Raw genomic sequence first — 19,212 nt, 5'->3', positions numbered from 1 at the left:
GTATAAGCCTGACTTTGTCAATAAGTTCAAACCTAGAATTGGAGAAAGCGAGAATACTGTAAAACAAATATAAATAAGATCTACTGTTCTCACTAATGTTCCCAGTAGGTCTTATTTCACTATTTAATATTAGAGTTAGGCAGTGTCGGTATCTGTACTACTTTGGTTAATTAGTGGTCATGCCTACTGGATAATTAAACAACTAAATTTTTTTATTTTGGAGAGGAGTAAATCTAATGTCTGAATTTTATGGTATTATAGCAGGAGCTGTTATAGCTTTAATTGGAACTATAGTGACGAATTATTTTACAATTAAAAAAGTTAAATTACAAGAAGAAAAAAATAGTGAGAGACTATTTGAAAAATTGAAAGTTAAAACAGATTTGGAAATTAAAACTTTTGAGCATAACATCCTTATTAATAATAGAGAGCACATTCCTAATGCCACTAGAGTTACTTTGGTTGCGATTAACGAATTATTTGACTGCACGGAAGAATTAGTTTTGAATTATCCTGGAACTTGTTATACAGGAGCTCAACCGTCTTTTATATTTAACAGTACAATTGATAATTTGATTACTGGATTTCCTAACTCAAGAGAAGAACTTATACAGTTAAGTAATAAGTGGTATTATTCTCATAAAAATTTTACTAATGTTGTAGTTGAAAATTCAATGTATTTATCAGGTAGTATATTGAGTGATATCTGGGAATTTGAGCATGATTGTAAGAATATTAGGGATTACTTTTATGCTCGTTATTCTGGTATAGAAAGTGACGAGGAATTTAGTTCAAAAAAAAGTGAGTATCAAGAACAGGTTGATAAATATACTTTTATTCAAAAAGATGGGGTAGCAAGTCCAACCCATTCTGTACTTAACAACTATAATATAATAAAAAAATCTAAATCTATTTTAGTGAATAAGATTAATAACTATCAGAAACAAAAAACAGATTTTTAAAAGTATCAATAAAAAAAGTTAGTTATTCTAATCGTGATTATGTGAACCAGATAATTAAGTATCGTTGTAAAAGATTTCATTATGCGAATGAAAACAGAATCTGGTGATTTGGGTGTAAGTATAGTAAGAACAAATATTGTATCTAAGGAACTATATTGTTTAAGTTTAAAAGAATTACAAAAGTATTTTCATATTGGAGAATAATCATTATATTTAGTTTATGAGAAGGCTAAGAATGTATTATATATTGAATCTTCTTCTAATATGTTACTAAACGATTGTACATAGTTTTATAAGGCGTGAAACCAATGTTTTTAATTGTATTTTGTTGTATAAAATAAGTATAAAGAGCAATGATTGTTAGCAGCATGGTTAGCACTTAATGCTTTTTTCTTATTTATCTAGAAATATTGGATTAACGATTTAAATAAGACTTTTTTTACACACTATAAGGGGGCAAATATTTTGGCATTAAATCAAGAACAAATAGAAATGAAAGCTGTGAATCTCCTAGAAACAACTTTACAAGAAACATCTACTTTGCAAACTGATTTTCGGTCAAATGACAAAACGCCAATTGTGGATGGTTCAATTAGAGTGTACCAAATTGAAGAAGGGCAAAATAGATCAAAAAAAAGTTTTGTTAGTCAAGTTTTTGTACAAATAAAAGGTACTACTTTAGACAGAATTGCTAAAACTAAAAAATATTCAGTTGATGTGGATGATTTAAATGCTTTTAAGAAGATAGGTGGTGGAATCTATTTTGTGGTTTACATAAAAAAAAATGAAGAAAAGATTTTCTTTAAGACATTAAGTCCACTTGATTTAAAAGAAATGGATTTATCTAAAAAAACAAAAACATTGACTTTTTATGAATTTCCTAGTGATCCGAAAGAGATGAATGCTGAGGTGAAAAATTTTATTCTTCACAGAGACATGCAAACTCCTAATGTGCTTAGCTTGGATATTCCTTTTGATAAGTTTAATAAATTGACCACCAAAATTGTTGCAAGTAAGAATCGTATAGATGAAGTTTTAAACAGAGGTATACCTTTGTATTACACTAAAACAGAAGGTATAAACATACCTGTCGGTATGACCATACCCAATTCTAAATTTACGATGAGAGAGTTATCTGTAAGAACTTTAAAAGGACTTAAATTGGAATATAAAGTGTTTTCCAGAGAAAATAAAATTGTAATTTATATTGATAATTTTATTAAAATGACATTTGATAATGGCAAGTTCAATTTTAATTTTGATTTAACACAATTAAAATCTTTTGATGCGGTTGTCAGAGGTGGAGATATTGTGTCGGAAATTTTAACAAATGGATATTTTATAGACGAAAGCTTGATTGAATTACCGAAAATATTTAACAAAGAACATTCTGAGGAATTAAAAAAAGTATTAAAAAAAATTTCCCTGAATAAAGAATTGTATCTATTGTTGAAAAATCTAGATATATACACAGATTTTGACTTATTTTCATTATCAGAATTAAATTTAAAAGATTTGAATTCTCTTTTAAATATTTCTAGAAAGAATACGGTAAAAGAGATAGGAATAAAAGAGTTGAAATTAGAAGATAGATTGTATTATTTATTGGTTGGTCCTGATGAGCTAGAAAATATGTATTCAATTGATGATAGATATGTTATGCAAATTGGGACAGATGGTGTAAAAGGAGTTTTACCTAGTCTAAGTATTACTCAAAATTTAGAGTACGTTGCAAATTTTTCTTTTGCAAAAACTCTTTCAAATATTGAAAATCTGTATAGTAATGACAAAAGACATGAGGATTATATCACAATATATGCATTGGCAATAATAGAAACATACGATAGAAGTAAGAAAATAGAATTCTTAGAGTTAGCAAAAAGTATCACTGAGCTATTATATAGTAATTCTTCTTCAAACATAAATTTAATTAATTATCTACAAGTAATTTCGAGAGAACGGGACTTGTCAATTTTTGAAAAAAATCAGTTATTCGAATTAGAAAAAGTAACCGATATGAATGAAGAAAAAATATGCATTGATATTTTATTGAGTAGAAACAATGTAAAAAAGAAAATTGATAGTTTAGAAAAGATTGAAAGAGATAAAATTTTATCTTGGCCAATTATAAGATTATTAAAATATTAATACTGCGTGCGGCATCAAATTGATTTCATATGAGTTCAGAACTAGTAACGGATAAGGCAAAAACACCGTAAAATAAGCGTTTCTATCAATCTTGTTTTGTGCAAATAAACATAAAAAAGACCTACTGTTCTCACGAATGTTCCCAGTAGGTCTTTTTGTATTTTAACAGTGCCACATATTTCGATAGTAATTTGATTAATAGATATTGTGTATACTGTAAAGAAATAATAAATTATTTTGTACATAAATACATATACTTTCATACATACTTTTTTGATATAATCTTATTGAAAAGTTAATAATATCAGACTGGGAGGGGAAAATGAATAATTCACAAAATAATATTAAAGTAGGAATGATTGTCTGTCTAGGGACAGAAAATAGAGAAGATGAATATATATATTCTAATGGCTATATACCAGTATATTGGGAAATGTATTTTAATACTTTGAATATAAATTATCGTCAAGGAAAAGATTCCCTGAGCTTTGAAATAAATGAGGTAGATAAAGAAAGTATATTGAAACTTTACCATGAAAAATTGGTAGAAGAGCAAGAGTTAAATCAATTCAAAATATTTCTGAATTGGTTAGAGAAGTTATTAGAAAAGAATAGTTGTGAAGTTTCAATTTCTGGATTAGAAGTTATGTTTTATGAAATCGAAAGAGTTGACTATGAAAAATATTCAAGTGGTATAAGTCACATCGATTTTTTTAATAAAATATTAAAGCTGGATATTCGTTATTATACTCAATTAAGTAAATTTAATGAAACTTATGAAACCTATATTTCTAGGTATGGTAATATCCCTTTAGAGATACAGCCTGAAGTGTATTTGGAATTTACTATAACAAGAAATACAAAGTTGAATGAAGAAAAATTAAAAATTATACGTTCTCAATTAGGTGATAGCTACTTCAATTTGTTAATACCTGTATTTATATTGATTTTACAAATATTGTTATTTTCTTCAACATTTATAAATCCCAAAGACTCAAAATTATTAAAAGGTGGTTCAGATACTATCAAATCGATATTTGCTCATATTTTTTTTGGAGCTATTGGTTTAGGTGCAGGTTACAGTATTTATAGTTTGATTGAAAATATAAGAATGCTTAATAAACAAAAAGTAGCAATAAAAAAAATGCTCATAAAGTATAAACAGAAAAGGATGTGCATAAATAATAGGTGATGAAGTTCTATTTTGTTGAGATTACTAACAGCATATTTTTTTCTTTACTATTCTCACCAATGCTTAAAAAGAAGATTTAAATATTTCATGTAATAAATTTTTTATCTATATTAATAAAATCATAGAAATAGATGTTAACTTTCGGTATAATAAAAGCTACATAAAGTAGATGCTTTGTGGTTATAAGAAAGGTGGGATAAGATGAAAAAATTTTTCGTAATGTTAGTAGGGGTTTGTTGTTTTACTATGTCCAATTTTGCTATTGTAGAGGCACAAGAAATAGCGGAAAATGATTTGGTTGTTGAAAGTGGTGAAATTAGTGCAGAAATGGATTCATATGCAAAAAATAATGTATCCAAAAAATTAGTCTCAATGATAATTCCTGAGGGGAAAGGATATGCAGAATTAAATGATTATACACTGGGTTCAGGGATTAGTATGTTGAATACCTATGAAAAGATTGAGGAAAGAACTGCTGTATATCCTATATACTATGATGGACAAATTGTTTATACGTATATGTTGAAAAAAGATGATGGACAATATGTAGATACATTGGGAGTGTCTCTTGTTAAAGAATTAAATGAATTAGCAAAAAAAGATTCTGAAGTACCAGTTAAATTATTTAACAAAGGTTATGATATTTATTATACTGATGGGAATGAAAAGACAGAACTTTTATATCGAGCTCCTATACAAAGTGATATCCAAAACGAGATAACAGTAGAAGAAGTCGTAGATAAGATTTCAAATGAGCACACTGAAATAGTTGATATGGGTGAAGAAAATGATTATGTTAAACCAAATAGAATGTTGAGAGGGTATTCTAGCGGTTCTAACTACTCTATGATTGATTTGAAAATTTATGAGAATCAAGCTCAGATCAATAATGGAAAAAATGATTGGTGTATGGGATTTGCACTGGGGGCTATAACGAACACTAAAAAATCGGCATTTTCTTTAAAAGCAGAAACTGTTATGAAGTATTTTTTTCCGAAGGCAACAGGTCAAGCTTTCTATAAAAATGGCGGAATAAATAGTCAACAAGTTATTAATTATTCGAAAGCTAAGTTAGGAATGAATCCATACTATGTTAATCGTCCTTTAACTTTAGCAGAAAACAGAAATGAATTAAATAAGGGAAATCCTGTCTTTGTGTTTTCTAAAGTAGAATATGACGCAAATGCAAAATATGATTACCATGCATTAGTTCTTCATGGATGGGTAAGTCCAGAAAAAGGCTTAAATGTTTATTATATATGGAATCCTTGGTATCCACATACAAATTGTATTGATGGAGGTGTAAAATCACCAACACTACCATTTCCAGGAGGGAAATTTAAATGGGTAACATCAATAAGAAATTTCCAATAGTTATTTGTCTCTTTATTATACTAGTTGTGGCAGTCCTTCTTTTTTTTCCAAAAGTATCTAAGCCTAAAGAAGAACAAGTATCAGCTAAAGAATACATTTTCCGTTTTTTATTAGATAAACATTGGAAAAATGAAAGTCAAAATACGAATGTTGTCTTTAAGAGTAAAGATATGGAAAAATTGGAGATTATTGAAGATGGAGAAAAAAATAGCATGTTGTATAGCTATGATGAGAAATCAAAAGGAAATAGTTTTATTTTCACTAATAATAAGAGTACCTGCCGTATTGAAATCGAAGGGAAATCTACAATAATATATCAATTTGCTTCAAATATTGAAGGGAATGGTGGACTATCTGTTCCTATTAAACTTACTTCAAAATAAATATAAAAAAGCCCTACTGTTCTCACAAATGTTCCCAGTAGGGCTTTTTTATGTTCATTTTTAACTTTCTTTGATAAGTCCGACTGAGTATGAAACGTTATCAACACTATCTTTATTGTGCGTTAACTCTTTTACTTCATTGTTAACATTTTTGGCGTGTTCAGAGTCGCCGATATCCTCTAAAATTGTAATAAAATTATTAATTTGTTGCATGTATTTAAGTTCTCCAGTTTGTAACCAATCAGTTAAATTTTCAAGGTATTTTAAATTCATGCGATAACTATAGTTACTATTTGATTTATCTAAAGTTTTCGCAATTTTTATGTATTTACGGGTTAATTCGTAATCTTTTTTGTAGAGTGTGACAGTGATTGCATTTATTAGCGTATTGTATGCAAACTTTTTAGTAGTGTATTCTCTTTTATCTTCATCTTTTATTGGAAAGGCTTTGAAAATAAGTACATTTGCTTGTTTAGGTGAAAAAAATGTAATCATATTACATAGTAGCTTGTATTCAAAACCAAAATAATAATTTGTCTCTACAAGTCTGTCGTAGATCATATTTATTTCATCAGTTTTAACGGGTGCAACTTCTTCCCACTTTTTGTGATAGAAACATTTAATTGCATAATAGTTTGATAAGTCTTTAATACTTTTATGTGCTTTGTTTTCTATTTGATAGTAAATTTCTAAGAGTTTCTTTTTTTGTGGATTGGTTGTTTAGATGATTGCCGCAATAGTAGTAAAGATTATTGAAAACCTCTTGTTGATCGTCTAAGCTGGTTAAAGTAAAAAATTCTTCTGCTTGAACGTCAAGTTGGTTTAATATAACTTCTAAATCATTTAACTTAATTATTCTTTGGTTATTTTCAATTCGAGAGTATGTTGAAGAATCTTGATGATTTGGTAGCATTTCTTTTTGTTTGATATTTTTTTTTGTACGAATAAATCTTAAAGTATCGCCTATATTCATGGGTTTAACTCCTTTCTTTTGTCATTATAACAAATAAAACGTCTGTAATTTTATAATTTTTTCTATTTATGTAAAATAAGTAATTACTTTTTGTCATATAATCAAATCTTAATAAAAGTGGTTTTCAATTTTCTAAATGTCTGGTAATCTTGTCTTGTAGGTGAGAATCACATGTGAATCAAATCTTTAGAATATTTAGATAGGAGGTTTTGGAATGGAATTATTAGTTGCAGTTTCAAGTTTAATATCAATTTTCGTTGTTACAGTAGGTGGATAATAAACAATTTAAAATTTAAGTCATAATTCAAGTGTAAGTAAAAAGCGTATAAAAAAAGAGCTGTCTTTAACATCCATAGGTTACCAGCCTATGTCAAACGTTAAAGACAGGCACTAAAGTTTAGGGCTTTGGTGCGCTACTCTTATTTTGTAGCAGACTGCTACAACTATTGAGTATATCAAAGTATTTAAGATATTTCATTAGTATTTGACAATTTGTTAAAATTTAACTAATTGTAGTGCAGATTTTGTATACATATTTCTATTGAGTAGTCTCGAATCCAAAAAAATGGAGTGTTGGATTTGGAGATAAAAGACAAAGAATTGCTGTTACTATTAGAAAAGTTTAGTAAAGAACTAGATATAACCCTTGAAGAAGCTTTTTGTTTAGTTATTTCTAATGAAGATTAAGATTTTTCTTTTAGTTCAAACATAAAAAATAATAATGCTTCCCTTGATTCGGGAGTATCAGGAACGTTGAATGATGATAGAAGTTTTCTAATATCTTCATAACGTTCTTTTTGTTTACTTAGATAGGCTGGGTCAGAAAGTTTTGATTTTATTAGTTTAGAATTGCTAAAATCAATTGATATATTAAAATATTGGGAACGAGCTGGGACTAAAGATAATCCAATGCAACAAGCACAACGAAAGACAAGTGCCAATAATTGGTATAATCGCCTTTCTAAGGGCAGTCAAGGTGGCGGTTCGGCAAATGTTGGCGGTGGCAAAATTGATGTTTTGGAAACACAAATGGGACAACAAGTGTATAACGGTGAATGTTACGGACTAACAAGTTTTTATGTTGATAGTTTTAATACAGGGATTCATTTAGGCGCTGGAAGTCCCAATGGTATTTCAGGAAATATAGGTGAAACAGTTAGTGCTTCGTTAATTGGCTCTAGTTATGCTTGGGAAAGTAACGGATGGATGGTTATACACAATCCTAGTTATTCTGATATCAAAGCTGGAGATATTATCAATTGGGGGCAAGGCGGTGGTGCAACCAGTATTTATGGTCACACGGGAATTATCGCTAGTGTATCAGGTGAGAATAAATTTACTACGTATGAGCAAAATTCGGGTCAAGGAAGAATTCGTGCAAAATATGATCTTACATGGGGTGTAAATTTCCCCAACGTAACAAGTATTGTAAGGAAAAAATAGGAGGAAATTATGTTTGGAAAGCCAAAGGTGTTAACGAGAAAACAAGTAAAAGAGATATGTGTAAAATTTAAGTGTAATAAAAATGAGTTTGTTGCTAGAAAGTTTGAGGATGGTTATTTGGTAGCGGTAAGAAGTAAGGAATATCGAGTTAAATTCTCAGAAGGTTTTAGTCCGAAAATTGTATATGCAAAAGAAGTTCAACGAGTAGCAAAGAAATAAGGGGGACGGATAATGAAAAAAATTATGCTATCTTTTGTGGCAGTTCTATTTATAGCTGGTTTAACAGCATGTAAGCAAGAAAAAAAAGAAGTAAAAACAACAGAAACAGCTACTTTAGAAATGAAACAAGTTGAGGGAACAGAAAATGCTTTCCATTTAAGTAGTGAACCAAAAGAGACAAAAGATTCTAGTGTAAATAGTAAAAAAGAATCAGTAGACATTAAAAAGTTGCTAAATGATTTTGGTGAAGCATATGCGAACTTTGATAGTATCAATGATCGAAACGGTAAATTAAAAAAAGTTATGACAGATAAATGTATTAAAACGAATGGAGTTAACTTTGATTCTGCGGTTATGCTGGCTTCAAGAGGTGAAGTTGTTAGTATTTATCAGCCGATTGATGGAGAACAGGATCAATATGCTATTCTATTAAACTGTCAGCAGAATGGTTCGGAAGTGAGGTTTTTGTTACTAGTTAAAGTAACTGGAAGTAAAATATCAGAAATGACATACAATACAGTGAAGCAAGAATATTAAATGATAATTAGGAGATTTTATTGAGTGATTTATTAGCTTTGAAAAAATAGAACTTCTGCCACTTTTTGTGGTGGGAGTTTTTGTTTGTCTTATGATTAAGAGAAGCAGATAACGAAATAATAAAGTAATGATTTTTTTTAGATGTTGGGAGTGTGTTAAAATGGAAACTATAACTAAGAAAGAAATTGAAAGTCGTGGTTTTAATTCAGCTCAAGCACAACGTATTTTTCAGAATGCAAAAATTTACATGGTTAGGGAAAAAAGTGTGATTTTTATTCAGGACGAAAAGTACAACGAGTTCCTATATATGCTGTGGAAAGGTTGTTGGGAATGGAGCTGGAAAATGGCTAAAATTGCAAATGTTTATAAACATAAAAAGACAAAGAAGTGGTATTATAAGAAGCGGTTAAAAAAAGGAAATTCGCTTGGGAAATTGTGGATAAAAGAAGAAGGATTTAATTCTGCAAGTGAAGCTAAATATGCTTTAAATGAAGCATTAGAAAAAGTTAAGTATAACATTAATAATTTTGAAAAAAGCGAAAGTATTGATTTTTATGAATTTTTTGAAAGTGTTGCAGTTCCTCATTTTAAAAGAACATTAAAAGATAGTACATTTAGAAACAGGTATAAAATGTATTGTAAATATTTTCAATATTTTCAAGGGAAAAATATATGTGATATAAAGCAACGTGATATAGCTCTATTTAAAGATTATCTTCAAAATTTGAATTCTCAGTATGAAAAACCAATATCGTCTGGGTATATTAACCACATTTTATCAGGTGTATATCAAGTTTTTGACTTGGCTGTTGAAAGGGAATTGGTTGAAGTAAATTATGCTAGAAGAGTGAAAAAAATGAAAGTACGAGCTAAGAGAGAAATCTCATATTGGACTATTGATGAATTCAATACTTTCTTCTCATTAATTAGTGAAACAAAATATCTAGATGTAATGAAGAAAGCTGGCTTCTATACTCTTTTTTTTTCAGGGCTACGTGTAGGAGAATTAATGGCACGTAAGTGGTCAGATATTGATTGGGAAAAGAATATGATTTATGTGAATAGTACATTGAATTACAGAAATAAATTTAACTGGACTGCTAGTGTTTCAGATGGAGCTAAAACATTTAGTAGTAAAGGTTGGGTGAAGTTGTCACCCAAGAATGTTGAATGGCTTAGAAAATGGAAAAAATTACAAGAATCTGTGGGTGCAATGGAGTACATTTTCATGTATGATGGTACAATGTATTCTTCAAGAAATTGGACTTTATGGGAAGAACAAATTATAGAGAAATACAATAAAGGAAAAAATAGAAATGATCAACTTAAAAGAATAAAGATTCATGATTTCAGAGATAGTCACGCAATGTGGTTGTTGAGTATGGGGGTTGATTTAAAAACGATTCAAAAACGTCTAAGGCATGAGAGTGCAAAAACTACAATGAGTTATTATCTAGATAAACTTCCTGAACACGAAACTAATATTCTTGATTCATATTAGTTTAAAAGGAAATTTTGTTACCGTTTTTGTTACCGCCTGAATTAATAAGCACTACAAACACTTGATATGAAAGGAAGTTTAGAGAAATATGCATTATCCAGAACCCATCGCCAAATTAGTTGAAAGCTATATGAAATTACCAGGGATCGGTCAAAAAACGGCAGTTCGTTTAGCTTTTTATACCCTAGATATGAAAGAAGAGGATGTTAATGCTTTTGCTAAGGCATTGATTAGTGTGAAACGCGATTTACATTTTTGTAGTATTTGTGGCAATATTACAGAAGAAGATCCTTGTGAAATTTGTCAGGATACAACAAGAGATCGCAGTATTATTTTGGTTGTAGAAGAACCAAAAGATGTTATGGCAATGGAAAAGATGCGTGAATACCATGGCTTATATCATGTCCTTCATGGCGTATTATCCCCAATGGAAGGAACTGGACCTGAAGATATCAATATTGCTTCGTTAATTCAACGTTTGCATGATGATGAGGTTAAAGAAGTGATTATTGCAACAAACGCGACGACAGAAGGTGAAGCGACTGCTATGTATTTATCTCGCTTGATTAAACCAGCAGGTATCGTAGTAACCAGATTGGCACACGGCTTGTCAGTAGGTAGTGATATTGAATATGCCGATGAAGTGACGTTGCTTAAGGCCGTGGAAGGACGTCGTGAACTTTAAAACAGTAAAAGCAGCTATCAGTTATGAGCTATCCAAAGAGATTGGAATGGCAACATAACTGACAGCTTTTTTTAGCCTGTATTTTTCAACAATTAACTCGTCCAGCAGCACTATTTTGATTAATAACAGCACCATCACGTACAACCTTATCGCCAATAATAATAGTGACAGGAAGAGCGAGTTGTAGTACGTATTTCAAGCAAACAGAAGTGTTTTCTTTATCCGTATCGATAAAGATTAAATCGAAAGCAGGTTCTTAGCTTGCTGCCATTTTCTCTAAGCTATCAGAAGCTACAATTGTTAAAACGTTTACATCATTGAGAGTCAAGTTTTCTTTCGCAACCTCAACGTGTTTTTATCAAATTCAAGTGAGATTATTTTACCATCGTGATCTAATACTTTCGCAAACCGATTTTGTTGAAACGAATTCTATAAGTAGTGAAAGTCTTCTAGCAAAAAATAGAGTTAACCAACTCAAAGCCAAAACGTTACCCAAAGCAGGATAAAATTCTAAGAACTATTCATATTTCGTTGATAGTCTTATTTTAAGTGCTGTAGCCGTTGTTCTTTTAGACAACGTAAAAGAGTTTAAATGATTTTTATTTTTTCATCAGGAATTTTTTAATAATAAGGAATTCAATTAGACTGATTGTGACAGATAAAGTATAATAGATAAAAGGAATCAAAGTAAGTTAGGGGATTAGTAAAGTGCAAGGTATTTTTATAACAATCGAAGGACCAGATGGCGCAGGAAAAACAAGTGTATTGAATGAATTATATCCAAGGCTGGATCTGGCAGCAGAAAGAAGTATCATTAAGACAAGAGAACCTGGCGGGATTCCCATTGCTGAGAAGATTCGTCAAATCATTTTAGATCCGAGAAATCAGGAAATGGATGAGCGGACCGAAGCGTTGCTTTATGCAGCGGCTAGACGTCAGCATTTGATGGAGAAGGTGTTACCTGCATTGGAGGCAGGAAAGATTGTTTTATGTGATCGTTTTGTAGATAGTTCGCTAGCATATCAAGGAGCAGGGCGACGAATCGGTGTTGAAGCAATCGCTACGATCAATGAATTTGCGATCGAAGGAACTGTACCAGATTTTACGATCTATTTGGATGTAGACTCTGATACTGGATTGAATCGTATCAAAAATCATCGTCAACAACAAATCGACCGATTGGATTCAGAAGGACTTGAGTTTCATCAACGAGTTCGCCATGAATATCTAAAATTAGTAGAAGAAAACCCAGAAAGAATCACAAAAATTGATGCCAGAATGAGTTTGGAAAATGTTGTCGAAGCAACTTTCCAAGCAATCGTAAATCGTTATCCAGAATATTTTAGAAATTAGGAAGGTGACCGAATATGAAAATTATTTTAGCAATTGTCCAAGATAAAGATAGTAACCGTTTAGCCAATGAATTTATTGATGCCAATATCCGTGCGACAAAACTTTCATCAACGGGTGGCTTTTTAAAAGCTGGAAATAGCACCTTTATTGTTGGGATCGACGATGACCGTGTCGAAGAAGCATTGGAACTGATCAAAAAAACCTGTCAATCTCGTAAACAATATGTGTCAACTCCTGTAACACTAGATATTACGATGGATGGACAAGTGCCTTATCCTGTCGAGGTCGAGGTCGGTGGAGCAACAGTGTTTGTTCTTCCAGTTGAAGGGTTCCATCAATATTAAAATGAATGAAGCAGCTGTTTTAAATGAACAACAACCGTTGCTTTACCAGCAACTTCAAAAAAGTTTTGAGCATGGTCGTCTTGCCCATGCTTATCTTTTTGAAGGCGATACAGGAACTGGTAAAAAAGAATTTGGCTTGTGGATGGCAAAACATATTTTTTGTACAAATCTGACGGATAATAATCCCTGTAATCAATGCAATAATTGTTTACGGATCAATGATAATGAACACCCAGACGTGATGCGGGTCACACCCGATGGTCAAACGATCAAAGTTGATCAAATCAGAGCGTTGAAAGCTGAATTTAGCAAAAGTGGTGTAGAGACTGCGCAAAAAGTTTTCCTAATTGAACAAGCAGATAAAATGAGTATTGGCGCCGCAAATAGCTTGTTAAAATTCTTAGAAGAACCCGAAGGCAAAGTACTGGCGATTTTAGAGACAACCTCTTTAGCAAAAATTTTACCAACAATCCAATCAAGATGCCAAGTTCTTCATTTTCAACCTTTAGTAAAGGAAAAATTGATCCATGCTTTAGTAGAGTCTGGAATCAATAAAAATACTGCCAGTCTTTTGATAGAACTGACAAATAGTTTTGACAAAGCAGTTGAAATCTCTCAAGATGAATGGTTTAATGAAGCTAGGGAAATTACTCAACAATGGTTTGACTACATGATAAAAGATGATCTACAAGCTTTTGTCTATGTCCAAAAAAAGATGATCAAAGTGTTTAAAGAAAAAGACCAGCAAGCGTTGAGTTTTGATTTATTACTTGCTTATTCTCGCAAACAACTAACTGAAAGTGTGGCTCAAAAGCAGCTGAAACGAATTCTGGAACAACAAGCTGGGCGAGTGGAACTAATTTTACAAGCTCGCCAAAAATGGGAAGCCAATGTCAGTTGGCAAAGTGTTTGTGAACAATTAGTGATAAGAATGATCCACCCTAAAACATAAATAGGAGGATGAAAATGGTAGAAGTAGTAGGAGTTCGCTTCCGCGAAGCAGGTCATATCTATTATTTTGCTCCTGGAAAATCAGAGTATTTTTATAATGAGAAAGTACTTGTGGAATCACAGCAGTCTAAACAACTGGCCACGGTTGCGATACCTAAAAAAACAGTGGATCCGGAAGACTTACCTGAAGAATTGAAGCCCATTTTAAATAAAGCATCAGAAAATGATTTAGAGAAAGAACAAAAGAACGTTGATGATGCTCAAGCTGCATTAAGCGTGGCCAAAGAAAAAATTAGAGCACATGAATTAGAAATGAAATTGATTCGTGTTGAATATACATTTGACCGCAGTAAAATGGTTTTCTATTTTACTGCAGATGGTCGCATCGACTTCCGTGAATTGGTCAAAGATTTGGCAGCCATTTTCCGTACAAGAATTGAATTACGCCAAATCGGCGTACGAGATGAAGCGAAAATTTTAGGTGGGATCGGACCTTGTGGTAGACAATTATGCTGTTCAACTTTTCTAGGTGACTTTATGCCTGTTTCAATCAAAATGGCAAAAGATCAAGGTCTATCACTTAATCCTGTAAAAATTTCTGGTTTGTGTGGGCGCTTGATGTGCTGTTTGAAATATGAAAATGATGAATACGAAGCAGCGAAAAAGGAATTACCTGATTATGGTAAAGACGTGATCACACCAGATGGTAAAGGTCGAGTTGTCGGATTGAACTTATTGAGCCGTATCATCAAAGTCCGTTTAGTTGGACGTGAAACCGCAGTAGAATATGATTATGAAGAAATCAAAGAAGCAACAGAAAAAGCTCAAGCCGAAAAAGGTGATCACAATGGATAAACGTTCTTTATACGATGGTCTGAGTTCATTAGAGACGGATCTACAAGGAACTTTGGGACAATTATCAGAGATTAAAGAAGCACTTCATGAGTTAGTCGAAAAAAATACAACCCTTGAAATTGAAAATCAGCGCTTGCGTGAGCATTTACAGGAACTTACTAAATTAGCCAGTGATCCAAATGATCCAGCCAAGCAAGAGCTTTCTAAATCTCGTATGAATTTGGAAAAGCTATATGAAGAAGGATTTCATGTCTGCAATATTTTATACGGCTCACGCCGTGAAAATGATGAAGAATGTGCGTTTTGTTTAGATGTTATTTATGGTGAACGATACAAATAAGTAGGAATCAAATTTAGAGGCTGTGACAAACTTTGTCTCAGCCTTTTTACAATAACTCAAATAAGAAGTTAAAAGGAGCCCTTATGCAAAAACAGAAAAGTTTTGATTCATCTAGCATGGGTCAACTGTATTTAGTCCCGACACCGATCGGGAACTTGGAAGATATGAGTTTTCGTTGTATTAATTGTTTAAAAGAAGCGACGATCATTGCTAGTGAAGATACGCGAAACACACAAAAATTGTTGAATCATTTTGAAATAACGACTCCTCAAATTAGTTTTCATGAACATAACTATAAAGAGCGTATTCCGCAGTTTCTAGCACGATTAGAGGCGGGTGAGATAATCGCACAAGTTAGCGATGCGGGGATGCCGTCAATTAGTGATCCAGGTCATGAGTTAGTTGAAGCGTGTATCGAAGCGGTCATCAAAGTAGTTGCTTTGCCTGGACCCACAGCTGGAATCACCGCATTGATTGCTTCAGGTCTAGTTCCACAACCTTTTACATTCTATGGTTTTTTACCAAGAAAGAAAAAAGAGCAGATTGAGATTTTGGAACAGTTAAAATCCGAAATCCCAACCCAAATTTTTTATGAATCACCTCATCGAATTGCAACCACTGTAAAGCATTTTTCAGAAGTCTTTGGTGAAGAGCGGAAAGCTGTAGTTTGTCGTGAATTAACAAAGTTACATGAAGAGTATTTACGAGGAACTTTAGCTGAACTTCGAGATTATTTAGCTGAACACACGTTAAAAGGTGAGTGCTGTCTTTTAGTTGAAGGGGCTAGTGACTCAGGGTTACCTGATAATGAAGATTTAGAACTGTCCATTAAAGAGCATGTTGAAGTTGTGATGAATGCTGGGAGTTCGTCAAAAGAAGCCATCAAAGAAGTAGCAAAGCTACGTGGATTGAAGAAACAGGATGTGTACAAAGAGTATCATGTAGATTAAAGTGAAAATGAGGCCGGGACAAAAATATGTATTCGGGTTTAGAGAGCGAAACAAAACGGATGTTTAGTTTTGTCCTGCTCTTATTTTTTTGAAATTGGTAGTGTAAATAAAACTGATAAGTATAAAGAAAACGCTTCATTGGTATAGATGTTATTTTTTGTAACGTGAATTGTCAGAAAAATGAAATTATTTTTCGCGATTGAGAGATTTTTACTAGGAGAATTAAAAAAACGATGCTAAAATAACCGACAAAGCTAAAGTGAAGGTTGGCTTAACTTGGTAATTGGAGGGATTTTATGGAAACAGGAAATATTGCGTTTATTCTGATTTGCTCCGCAATGGTCTTTTTGATGACTCCGGCACTGGCATTTTTTTACGGTGGATTGGAACGTAGGAAAAACATTCTCAATACAATGATGATGGTGATCTGCGTAATGGGTCTTGCTTCAGTTCTTTGGGTCATGATCGGTTATTCAATGTCGTTTAGTGGAGAGAATTTATTTGTTGGTAACTTGGATAAACTATTTTTTGAGCATGTTTCAATGACGAAAGGTGAAACGATTCCAGAAGGTTTATTTGCAGGTTTTCAAATGATGTTTGCGTTGATCACCACTGCAATCATTACAGGTGCTGTGGTTGGAAGAATGCGTTTTTCGGCAATCTTCTCATTTATTGGTATCTGGTCAATCTTAGTCTATTATCCGATGGCCCATATGGTTTGGGGCGGAGGATTTTTAGATAAAATAGGATCGATCGATTTTGCGGGTGGAAATGTCGTTCATATTAGCTCAGGGATTTCAGGTCTTGTATTGGCAATCGTTTTAGGACAACGTCGAGAATATCGTCAAACGGAGTATCGCCCACATAATATTCCTTTTGTTGTTTTAGGTGCGGGCTTGCTCTGGTTTGGCTGGTTTGGATTTAATGCGGGATCCGCACTAGCAGCGGATGGTTTGGCAATCCATGCTATGCTGACGACTAATACAGCAGCAGCTAGTGGGATGCTTTCTTGGATGTTGATCGAAAAGTTAGCGATCGGTAAGCCGACAGTCGTAGGTGCCTGTACGGGAGCTGTGGTAGGTTTAGTAGCTATTACTCCAGGGGCAGGATTCGTTTCTCTGTGGAGTTCATTTGTTCTGGGTGCTTTAGTTAGCCCATTTTGTTATTATTTTATTTCGTTTGTTAAACATAAATTTGGTTATGATGATGCGCTAGATGCTTTTGGTTGTCATGGTGTTGGTGGGATTTTTGGAGGAATTATGACTGGGATTTTTGCTGATCCAGCGGTAGGTGAGAAAACTGGTTTACTTTATGGAGGTACTGAATTGTTTGTGGCACAAGTAGCCAGTATTGCTTTTACCATCGTATTTGCTGGAGTTGCCAGCTTTTTGATCATCAAAGGAATTCAATTGTTTATGCCGATTCGAGTTTCTGCAAAAGAAGAAGCATTAGGGTTGGATCGCATTGAACATGATGAAACAGCTTATCCAACATTTATGGGATTGGATTCTTAGGAGGAAAATAGATGAAAAAAGTAGAAGCAATCATACAACAGGAAAAATTAGAAGAGCTAAAAGTAATGGTGGACGATCGTTTTGAAGCGTTAGGGATGACGGTCAGTCAAGTACTAGGTTTTGGTAACCAAAAAGGCTTGAAAGAATACGTGCGGGGGCAAGAAATCATTACGACACTATTACCTAAAGTTAAAGTTAGTTTCGTTGTTTTAGATGAAAATGTAGAAAAAATTATTTCTTTGATTTTGGCTATTTGTCAAACAGGCGAGGTCGGCGACGGCAAAATCTTTGTTTATAACGTAGAAGAGGCGATCCGAATTAGAACGGGGGAAAGGGGAGTAAAAGCAATATAGATACTGTCTATAAAGGAGTTGAGCTTAAAACAGCTTGACTTCCTTTTTTTAAATAAAATCAGTTGTAAATGAACAAACGTTCGTATATAATGTTTGTACAAGACAGAAGAATTTTAAAGGAGAAATAAATGATTGTTGAGGATATTCTATATGGTTCATTTGAAGTAGAAGACGTTCTGGCTGCATTGATCTTGTCAGAAGAGATTCAGCGTTTAAAAGATGTTCATATGGCAGGTCCGGCTTTTTTAATCAATCCAGCTTGGAATGAAACAAGGTACGAACATTCTATCGGTGTTATGTTGTTGATTAGAAAACTTGGCGGAACTGTAGCAGAGCAAATTGCTGGTTTACTACATGATGTGTCACATACTGCTTTTTCTCATGTGATCGATTTAGCTTTGTCTAATAAAGCGGATAATTACCATGAACAAATCAAAACAGCGTTGATTGAACGGTCAACGATTCCCGGGCTACTAAATCAGTATGGATTTGATCATCGACAAATTTTATTTGATGATGATCAATGGGGATTATTGGAGCAACAAGCGCCATTGCTATGTTGTGACCGAATTGATTACACATTACGAGAAGTGCACCGCTACTTTTCTGTACCACTTAAAGAAATTCAGGAATTTTTAGGATCGATAACTATCATAGAAGGTCAGATTGTTTTGGATTCGGTTGATTGGGCGACTTGGTTTATAGATCAGTATCAAAAAGTAGTGATCGACTTTTTTTACGATCCTCGTAATATATGCAGTTATGAATGGATGGCAAAAGCAATTCAGCTTGGGCTGGAAAATAAAGAAATTACATGGGATGATTTGCTGATGACTGATGCGGCGTTTCTTAAAAAGTTAAAATCAAGTAATAGTCTTCAAATTCGACAGTTATTGGATAAAATGAATCACTCACTAAAATTCAGTGTTTGCTCTAGTGAGGATAACTATGATATTTATCAAAAGAAGAAGATAAGGTTCGTGGATCCTCTAGTAAAAATAACTAACCAAGTGGTATCAACGTCCAGTATCTCACGGGTTGCTCAAACAAAAATTGAAAAGATGCTAGAAGATAGCGAAAAGGGAATTTTTCTTAAACTTAGTTAAAGATAAAAGGTGATAGTAAGCCTATTTTA

At 32.7% G+C, this 19,212-nt stretch carries 21 protein-coding genes and 1 pseudogene; 19 read left to right on the top strand and 3 right to left on the bottom strand.

Annotated features, from left to right (window positions below):
- The first annotated feature begins 236 nt into the window (after positions 1 to 236).
- From A5866_RS06800 to A5866_RS06780, 5 genes are all read left to right on the top strand, one after another.
- Positions 237 to 962 (top strand): hypothetical protein, encoded by a 726-nt coding sequence (locus A5866_RS06800; protein ID WP_339099757.1) that lies wholly within the window; start codon positions 237 to 239, stop codon positions 960 to 962.
- Positions 963 to 1,427: 465 nt separating this feature from the next.
- Positions 1,428 to 3,110 carry a DUF4365 domain-containing protein gene (locus A5866_RS06795; RefSeq protein WP_086444002.1) on the top strand — a complete coding sequence of 561 codons (1,683 nt, stop codon included), beginning with the start codon at positions 1,428 to 1,430 and terminating at the stop codon, positions 3,108 to 3,110.
- A 322-nt stretch (positions 3,111 to 3,432) separates the two neighbouring features.
- A complete protein-coding gene (locus A5866_RS06790) occupies positions 3,433 to 4,302 on the top strand; it encodes a hypothetical protein (RefSeq protein ID WP_339099756.1) in 870 nt (289 codons plus the stop codon).
- Positions 4,303 to 4,503: 201 nt separating this feature from the next.
- A complete protein-coding gene (locus tag A5866_RS06785) occupies positions 4,504 to 5,676 on the top strand; it encodes a C47 family peptidase (RefSeq protein WP_086444004.1) in 1,173 nt (390 codons plus the stop codon).
- On the top strand, positions 5,646 to 6,059 hold the full coding sequence (locus A5866_RS06780) for a hypothetical protein (protein WP_086444005.1): 414 nt from the start codon (positions 5,646 to 5,648) through the stop codon (positions 6,057 to 6,059). The genes A5866_RS06785 and A5866_RS06780 overlap by 31 nt, the downstream gene beginning before the upstream one ends.
- Before the next feature lie 60 nt (positions 6,060 to 6,119).
- Here A5866_RS06780 and A5866_RS06775 read toward each other — a convergent pair whose 3' ends face one another.
- Together A5866_RS06775 and A5866_RS06770 are read right to left on the bottom strand one after the other, a co-directional pair.
- Positions 6,120 to 6,683 carry a hypothetical protein gene (locus A5866_RS06775; protein ID WP_339099773.1) on the bottom strand — a complete coding sequence of 188 codons (564 nt, stop codon included), beginning with the start codon at positions 6,681 to 6,683 and terminating at the stop codon, positions 6,120 to 6,122.
- Positions 6,684 to 6,714: 31 nt separating this feature from the next.
- Positions 6,715 to 7,032: a helix-turn-helix domain-containing protein gene (locus A5866_RS06770; RefSeq protein WP_086444007.1), complete on the bottom strand. Its 318-nt coding sequence runs from the start codon at positions 7,030 to 7,032 to the stop codon at positions 6,715 to 6,717.
- An 858-nt stretch (positions 7,033 to 7,890) separates the two neighbouring features.
- Between A5866_RS06770 and A5866_RS06765 the strand changes: the two are divergent.
- The 5 genes and pseudogenes from A5866_RS06765 to recR form a co-directional block, all read left to right on the top strand.
- Positions 7,891 to 8,475: pseudogene (locus A5866_RS06765) on the top strand (CHAP domain-containing protein); the annotation flags it as partial.
- Positions 8,476 to 8,484: 9 nt separating this feature from the next.
- The gene (locus A5866_RS06760; protein ID WP_086444008.1) at positions 8,485 to 8,694 is read left to right on the top strand and encodes a hypothetical protein; all 210 of its coding nucleotides are present in this window, start codon (positions 8,485 to 8,487) and stop codon (positions 8,692 to 8,694) included.
- Between the two features lie 12 nt (positions 8,695 to 8,706).
- Positions 8,707 to 9,231: an EF0163 family protein gene (locus A5866_RS06755; protein WP_086444009.1), complete on the top strand. Its 525-nt coding sequence runs from the start codon at positions 8,707 to 8,709 to the stop codon at positions 9,229 to 9,231.
- A gap of 160 nt (positions 9,232 to 9,391) precedes the next feature.
- A complete protein-coding gene (locus A5866_RS06750) occupies positions 9,392 to 10,732 on the top strand; it encodes a tyrosine-type recombinase/integrase (protein WP_140335118.1) in 1,341 nt (446 codons plus the stop codon).
- An 88-nt stretch (positions 10,733 to 10,820) separates the two neighbouring features.
- Entirely contained in the window at positions 10,821 to 11,417 is a 597-nt protein-coding gene (recR, locus tag A5866_RS06745; RefSeq protein WP_086278733.1) for a recombination mediator RecR, read from the top strand.
- 85 nt (positions 11,418 to 11,502) lie between these two features.
- On the opposite strand, the gene A5866_RS06740 is transcribed toward recR, so the two are convergent.
- Complete coding sequence (locus A5866_RS06740; protein WP_254907528.1) at positions 11,503 to 11,616, bottom strand: hypothetical protein; 114 nt, start codon at positions 11,614 to 11,616, stop codon at positions 11,503 to 11,505.
- Between the two features lie 509 nt (positions 11,617 to 12,125).
- Between A5866_RS06740 and tmk the strand changes: the two genes are divergently transcribed.
- The 9 genes from tmk (at position 12,126) to A5866_RS06695 (ending at position 19,183) form a co-directional block, all read left to right on the top strand.
- Positions 12,126 to 12,770 carry a dTMP kinase gene (gene tmk, locus A5866_RS06735; RefSeq protein ID WP_086278734.1) on the top strand — a complete coding sequence of 215 codons (645 nt, stop codon included), beginning with the start codon at positions 12,126 to 12,128 and terminating at the stop codon, positions 12,768 to 12,770.
- Between the two features lie 14 nt (positions 12,771 to 12,784).
- Positions 12,785 to 13,114 carry a cyclic-di-AMP receptor gene (locus tag A5866_RS06730; protein ID WP_010760520.1) on the top strand — a complete coding sequence of 110 codons (330 nt, stop codon included), beginning with the start codon at positions 12,785 to 12,787 and terminating at the stop codon, positions 13,112 to 13,114.
- A gap of 1 nt (position 13,115) precedes the next feature.
- Positions 13,116 to 14,066: a DNA polymerase III subunit delta' gene (gene holB, locus A5866_RS06725; protein ID WP_086444011.1), complete on the top strand. Its 951-nt coding sequence runs from the start codon at positions 13,116 to 13,118 to the stop codon at positions 14,064 to 14,066.
- Positions 14,067 to 14,080: 14 nt separating this feature from the next.
- A complete protein-coding gene (locus A5866_RS06720) occupies positions 14,081 to 14,920 on the top strand; it encodes a PSP1 domain-containing protein (RefSeq protein ID WP_086278737.1) in 840 nt (279 codons plus the stop codon).
- A complete protein-coding gene (locus A5866_RS06715; protein WP_010773302.1) occupies positions 14,913 to 15,260 on the top strand; it encodes a DNA replication initiation control protein YabA in 348 nt (115 codons plus the stop codon). Before A5866_RS06720 ends, A5866_RS06715 begins: the two co-directional genes overlap by 8 nt.
- An 83-nt stretch (positions 15,261 to 15,343) precedes the next feature.
- Positions 15,344 to 16,210, top strand: coding sequence for a 16S rRNA (cytidine(1402)-2'-O)-methyltransferase (gene rsmI, locus A5866_RS06710; protein ID WP_086444012.1), 867 nt, complete (start codon positions 15,344 to 15,346; stop codon positions 16,208 to 16,210).
- Between the two features lie 296 nt (positions 16,211 to 16,506).
- Positions 16,507 to 17,724: an ammonium transporter gene (locus A5866_RS06705; protein WP_086444013.1), complete on the top strand. Its 1,218-nt coding sequence runs from the start codon at positions 16,507 to 16,509 to the stop codon at positions 17,722 to 17,724.
- Positions 17,725 to 17,735: 11 nt separating this feature from the next.
- Positions 17,736 to 18,077, top strand: a complete 342-nt coding sequence (locus tag A5866_RS06700) for a P-II family nitrogen regulator (RefSeq protein ID WP_086278740.1) — start codon at positions 17,736 to 17,738, stop codon at positions 18,075 to 18,077.
- A 128-nt stretch (positions 18,078 to 18,205) separates the two neighbouring features.
- On the top strand, positions 18,206 to 19,183 hold the full coding sequence (locus tag A5866_RS06695) for an HD domain-containing protein (protein WP_086444014.1): 978 nt from the start codon (positions 18,206 to 18,208) through the stop codon (positions 19,181 to 19,183).
- Positions 19,184 to 19,212: the final 29 nt, after the last annotated feature.

Source organism: Enterococcus sp. 12C11_DIV0727 (assembly GCF_002148425.2).
Taxonomy (GTDB): Bacteria; Bacillota; Bacilli; order Lactobacillales; family Enterococcaceae; genus Enterococcus_L; species Enterococcus_L lemimoniae.
This window is presented reverse-complemented; position numbering and strand designations above follow the sequence as displayed.

Excerpts from the sequence above, each read along its gene's own strand:
- A5866_RS06785 (WP_086444004.1), top strand. The coding sequence starts at position 4,504 with ATGAAAAAATTTTTCGTAATGTTAGTAGGGGTTTGTTGTTTTACTATG.
- A5866_RS06695 (WP_086444014.1), top strand. The coding sequence starts at position 18,206 with ATGATTGTTGAGGATATTCTATATGGTTCATTTGAAGTAGAAGACGTT.
- A5866_RS06700 (WP_086278740.1), top strand. The coding sequence starts at position 17,736 with ATGAAAAAAGTAGAAGCAATCATACAACAGGAAAAATTAGAAGAGCTA.
- rsmI (WP_086444012.1), top strand. The coding sequence starts at position 15,344 with ATGCAAAAACAGAAAAGTTTTGATTCATCTAGCATGGGTCAACTGTAT.
- A5866_RS06715 (WP_010773302.1), top strand. The coding sequence starts at position 14,913 with ATGGATAAACGTTCTTTATACGATGGTCTGAGTTCATTAGAGACGGAT.
- A5866_RS06800 (WP_339099757.1), top strand. The coding sequence starts at position 237 with ATGTCTGAATTTTATGGTATTATAGCAGGAGCTGTTATAGCTTTAATT.
- A5866_RS06720 (WP_086278737.1), top strand. The coding sequence starts at position 14,081 with ATGGTAGAAGTAGTAGGAGTTCGCTTCCGCGAAGCAGGTCATATCTAT.
- A5866_RS06755 (WP_086444009.1), top strand. The coding sequence starts at position 8,707 with ATGAAAAAAATTATGCTATCTTTTGTGGCAGTTCTATTTATAGCTGGT.
- recR (WP_086278733.1), top strand. The coding sequence starts at position 10,821 with ATGCATTATCCAGAACCCATCGCCAAATTAGTTGAAAGCTATATGAAA.
- A5866_RS06790 (WP_339099756.1), top strand. The coding sequence starts at position 3,433 with ATGAATAATTCACAAAATAATATTAAAGTAGGAATGATTGTCTGTCTA.
- holB (WP_086444011.1), top strand. The coding sequence starts at position 13,116 with ATGAATGAAGCAGCTGTTTTAAATGAACAACAACCGTTGCTTTACCAG.
- A5866_RS06750 (WP_140335118.1), top strand. The coding sequence starts at position 9,392 with ATGGAAACTATAACTAAGAAAGAAATTGAAAGTCGTGGTTTTAATTCA.
- A5866_RS06770 (WP_086444007.1), bottom strand. The coding sequence starts at position 7,032 with ATGAATATAGGCGATACTTTAAGATTTATTCGTACAAAAAAAAATATC.
- A5866_RS06730 (WP_010760520.1), top strand. The coding sequence starts at position 12,785 with ATGAAAATTATTTTAGCAATTGTCCAAGATAAAGATAGTAACCGTTTA.
- A5866_RS06760 (WP_086444008.1), top strand. The coding sequence starts at position 8,485 with ATGTTTGGAAAGCCAAAGGTGTTAACGAGAAAACAAGTAAAAGAGATA.
- A5866_RS06705 (WP_086444013.1), top strand. The coding sequence starts at position 16,507 with ATGGAAACAGGAAATATTGCGTTTATTCTGATTTGCTCCGCAATGGTC.
- A5866_RS06780 (WP_086444005.1), top strand. The coding sequence starts at position 5,646 with ATGGGTAACATCAATAAGAAATTTCCAATAGTTATTTGTCTCTTTATT.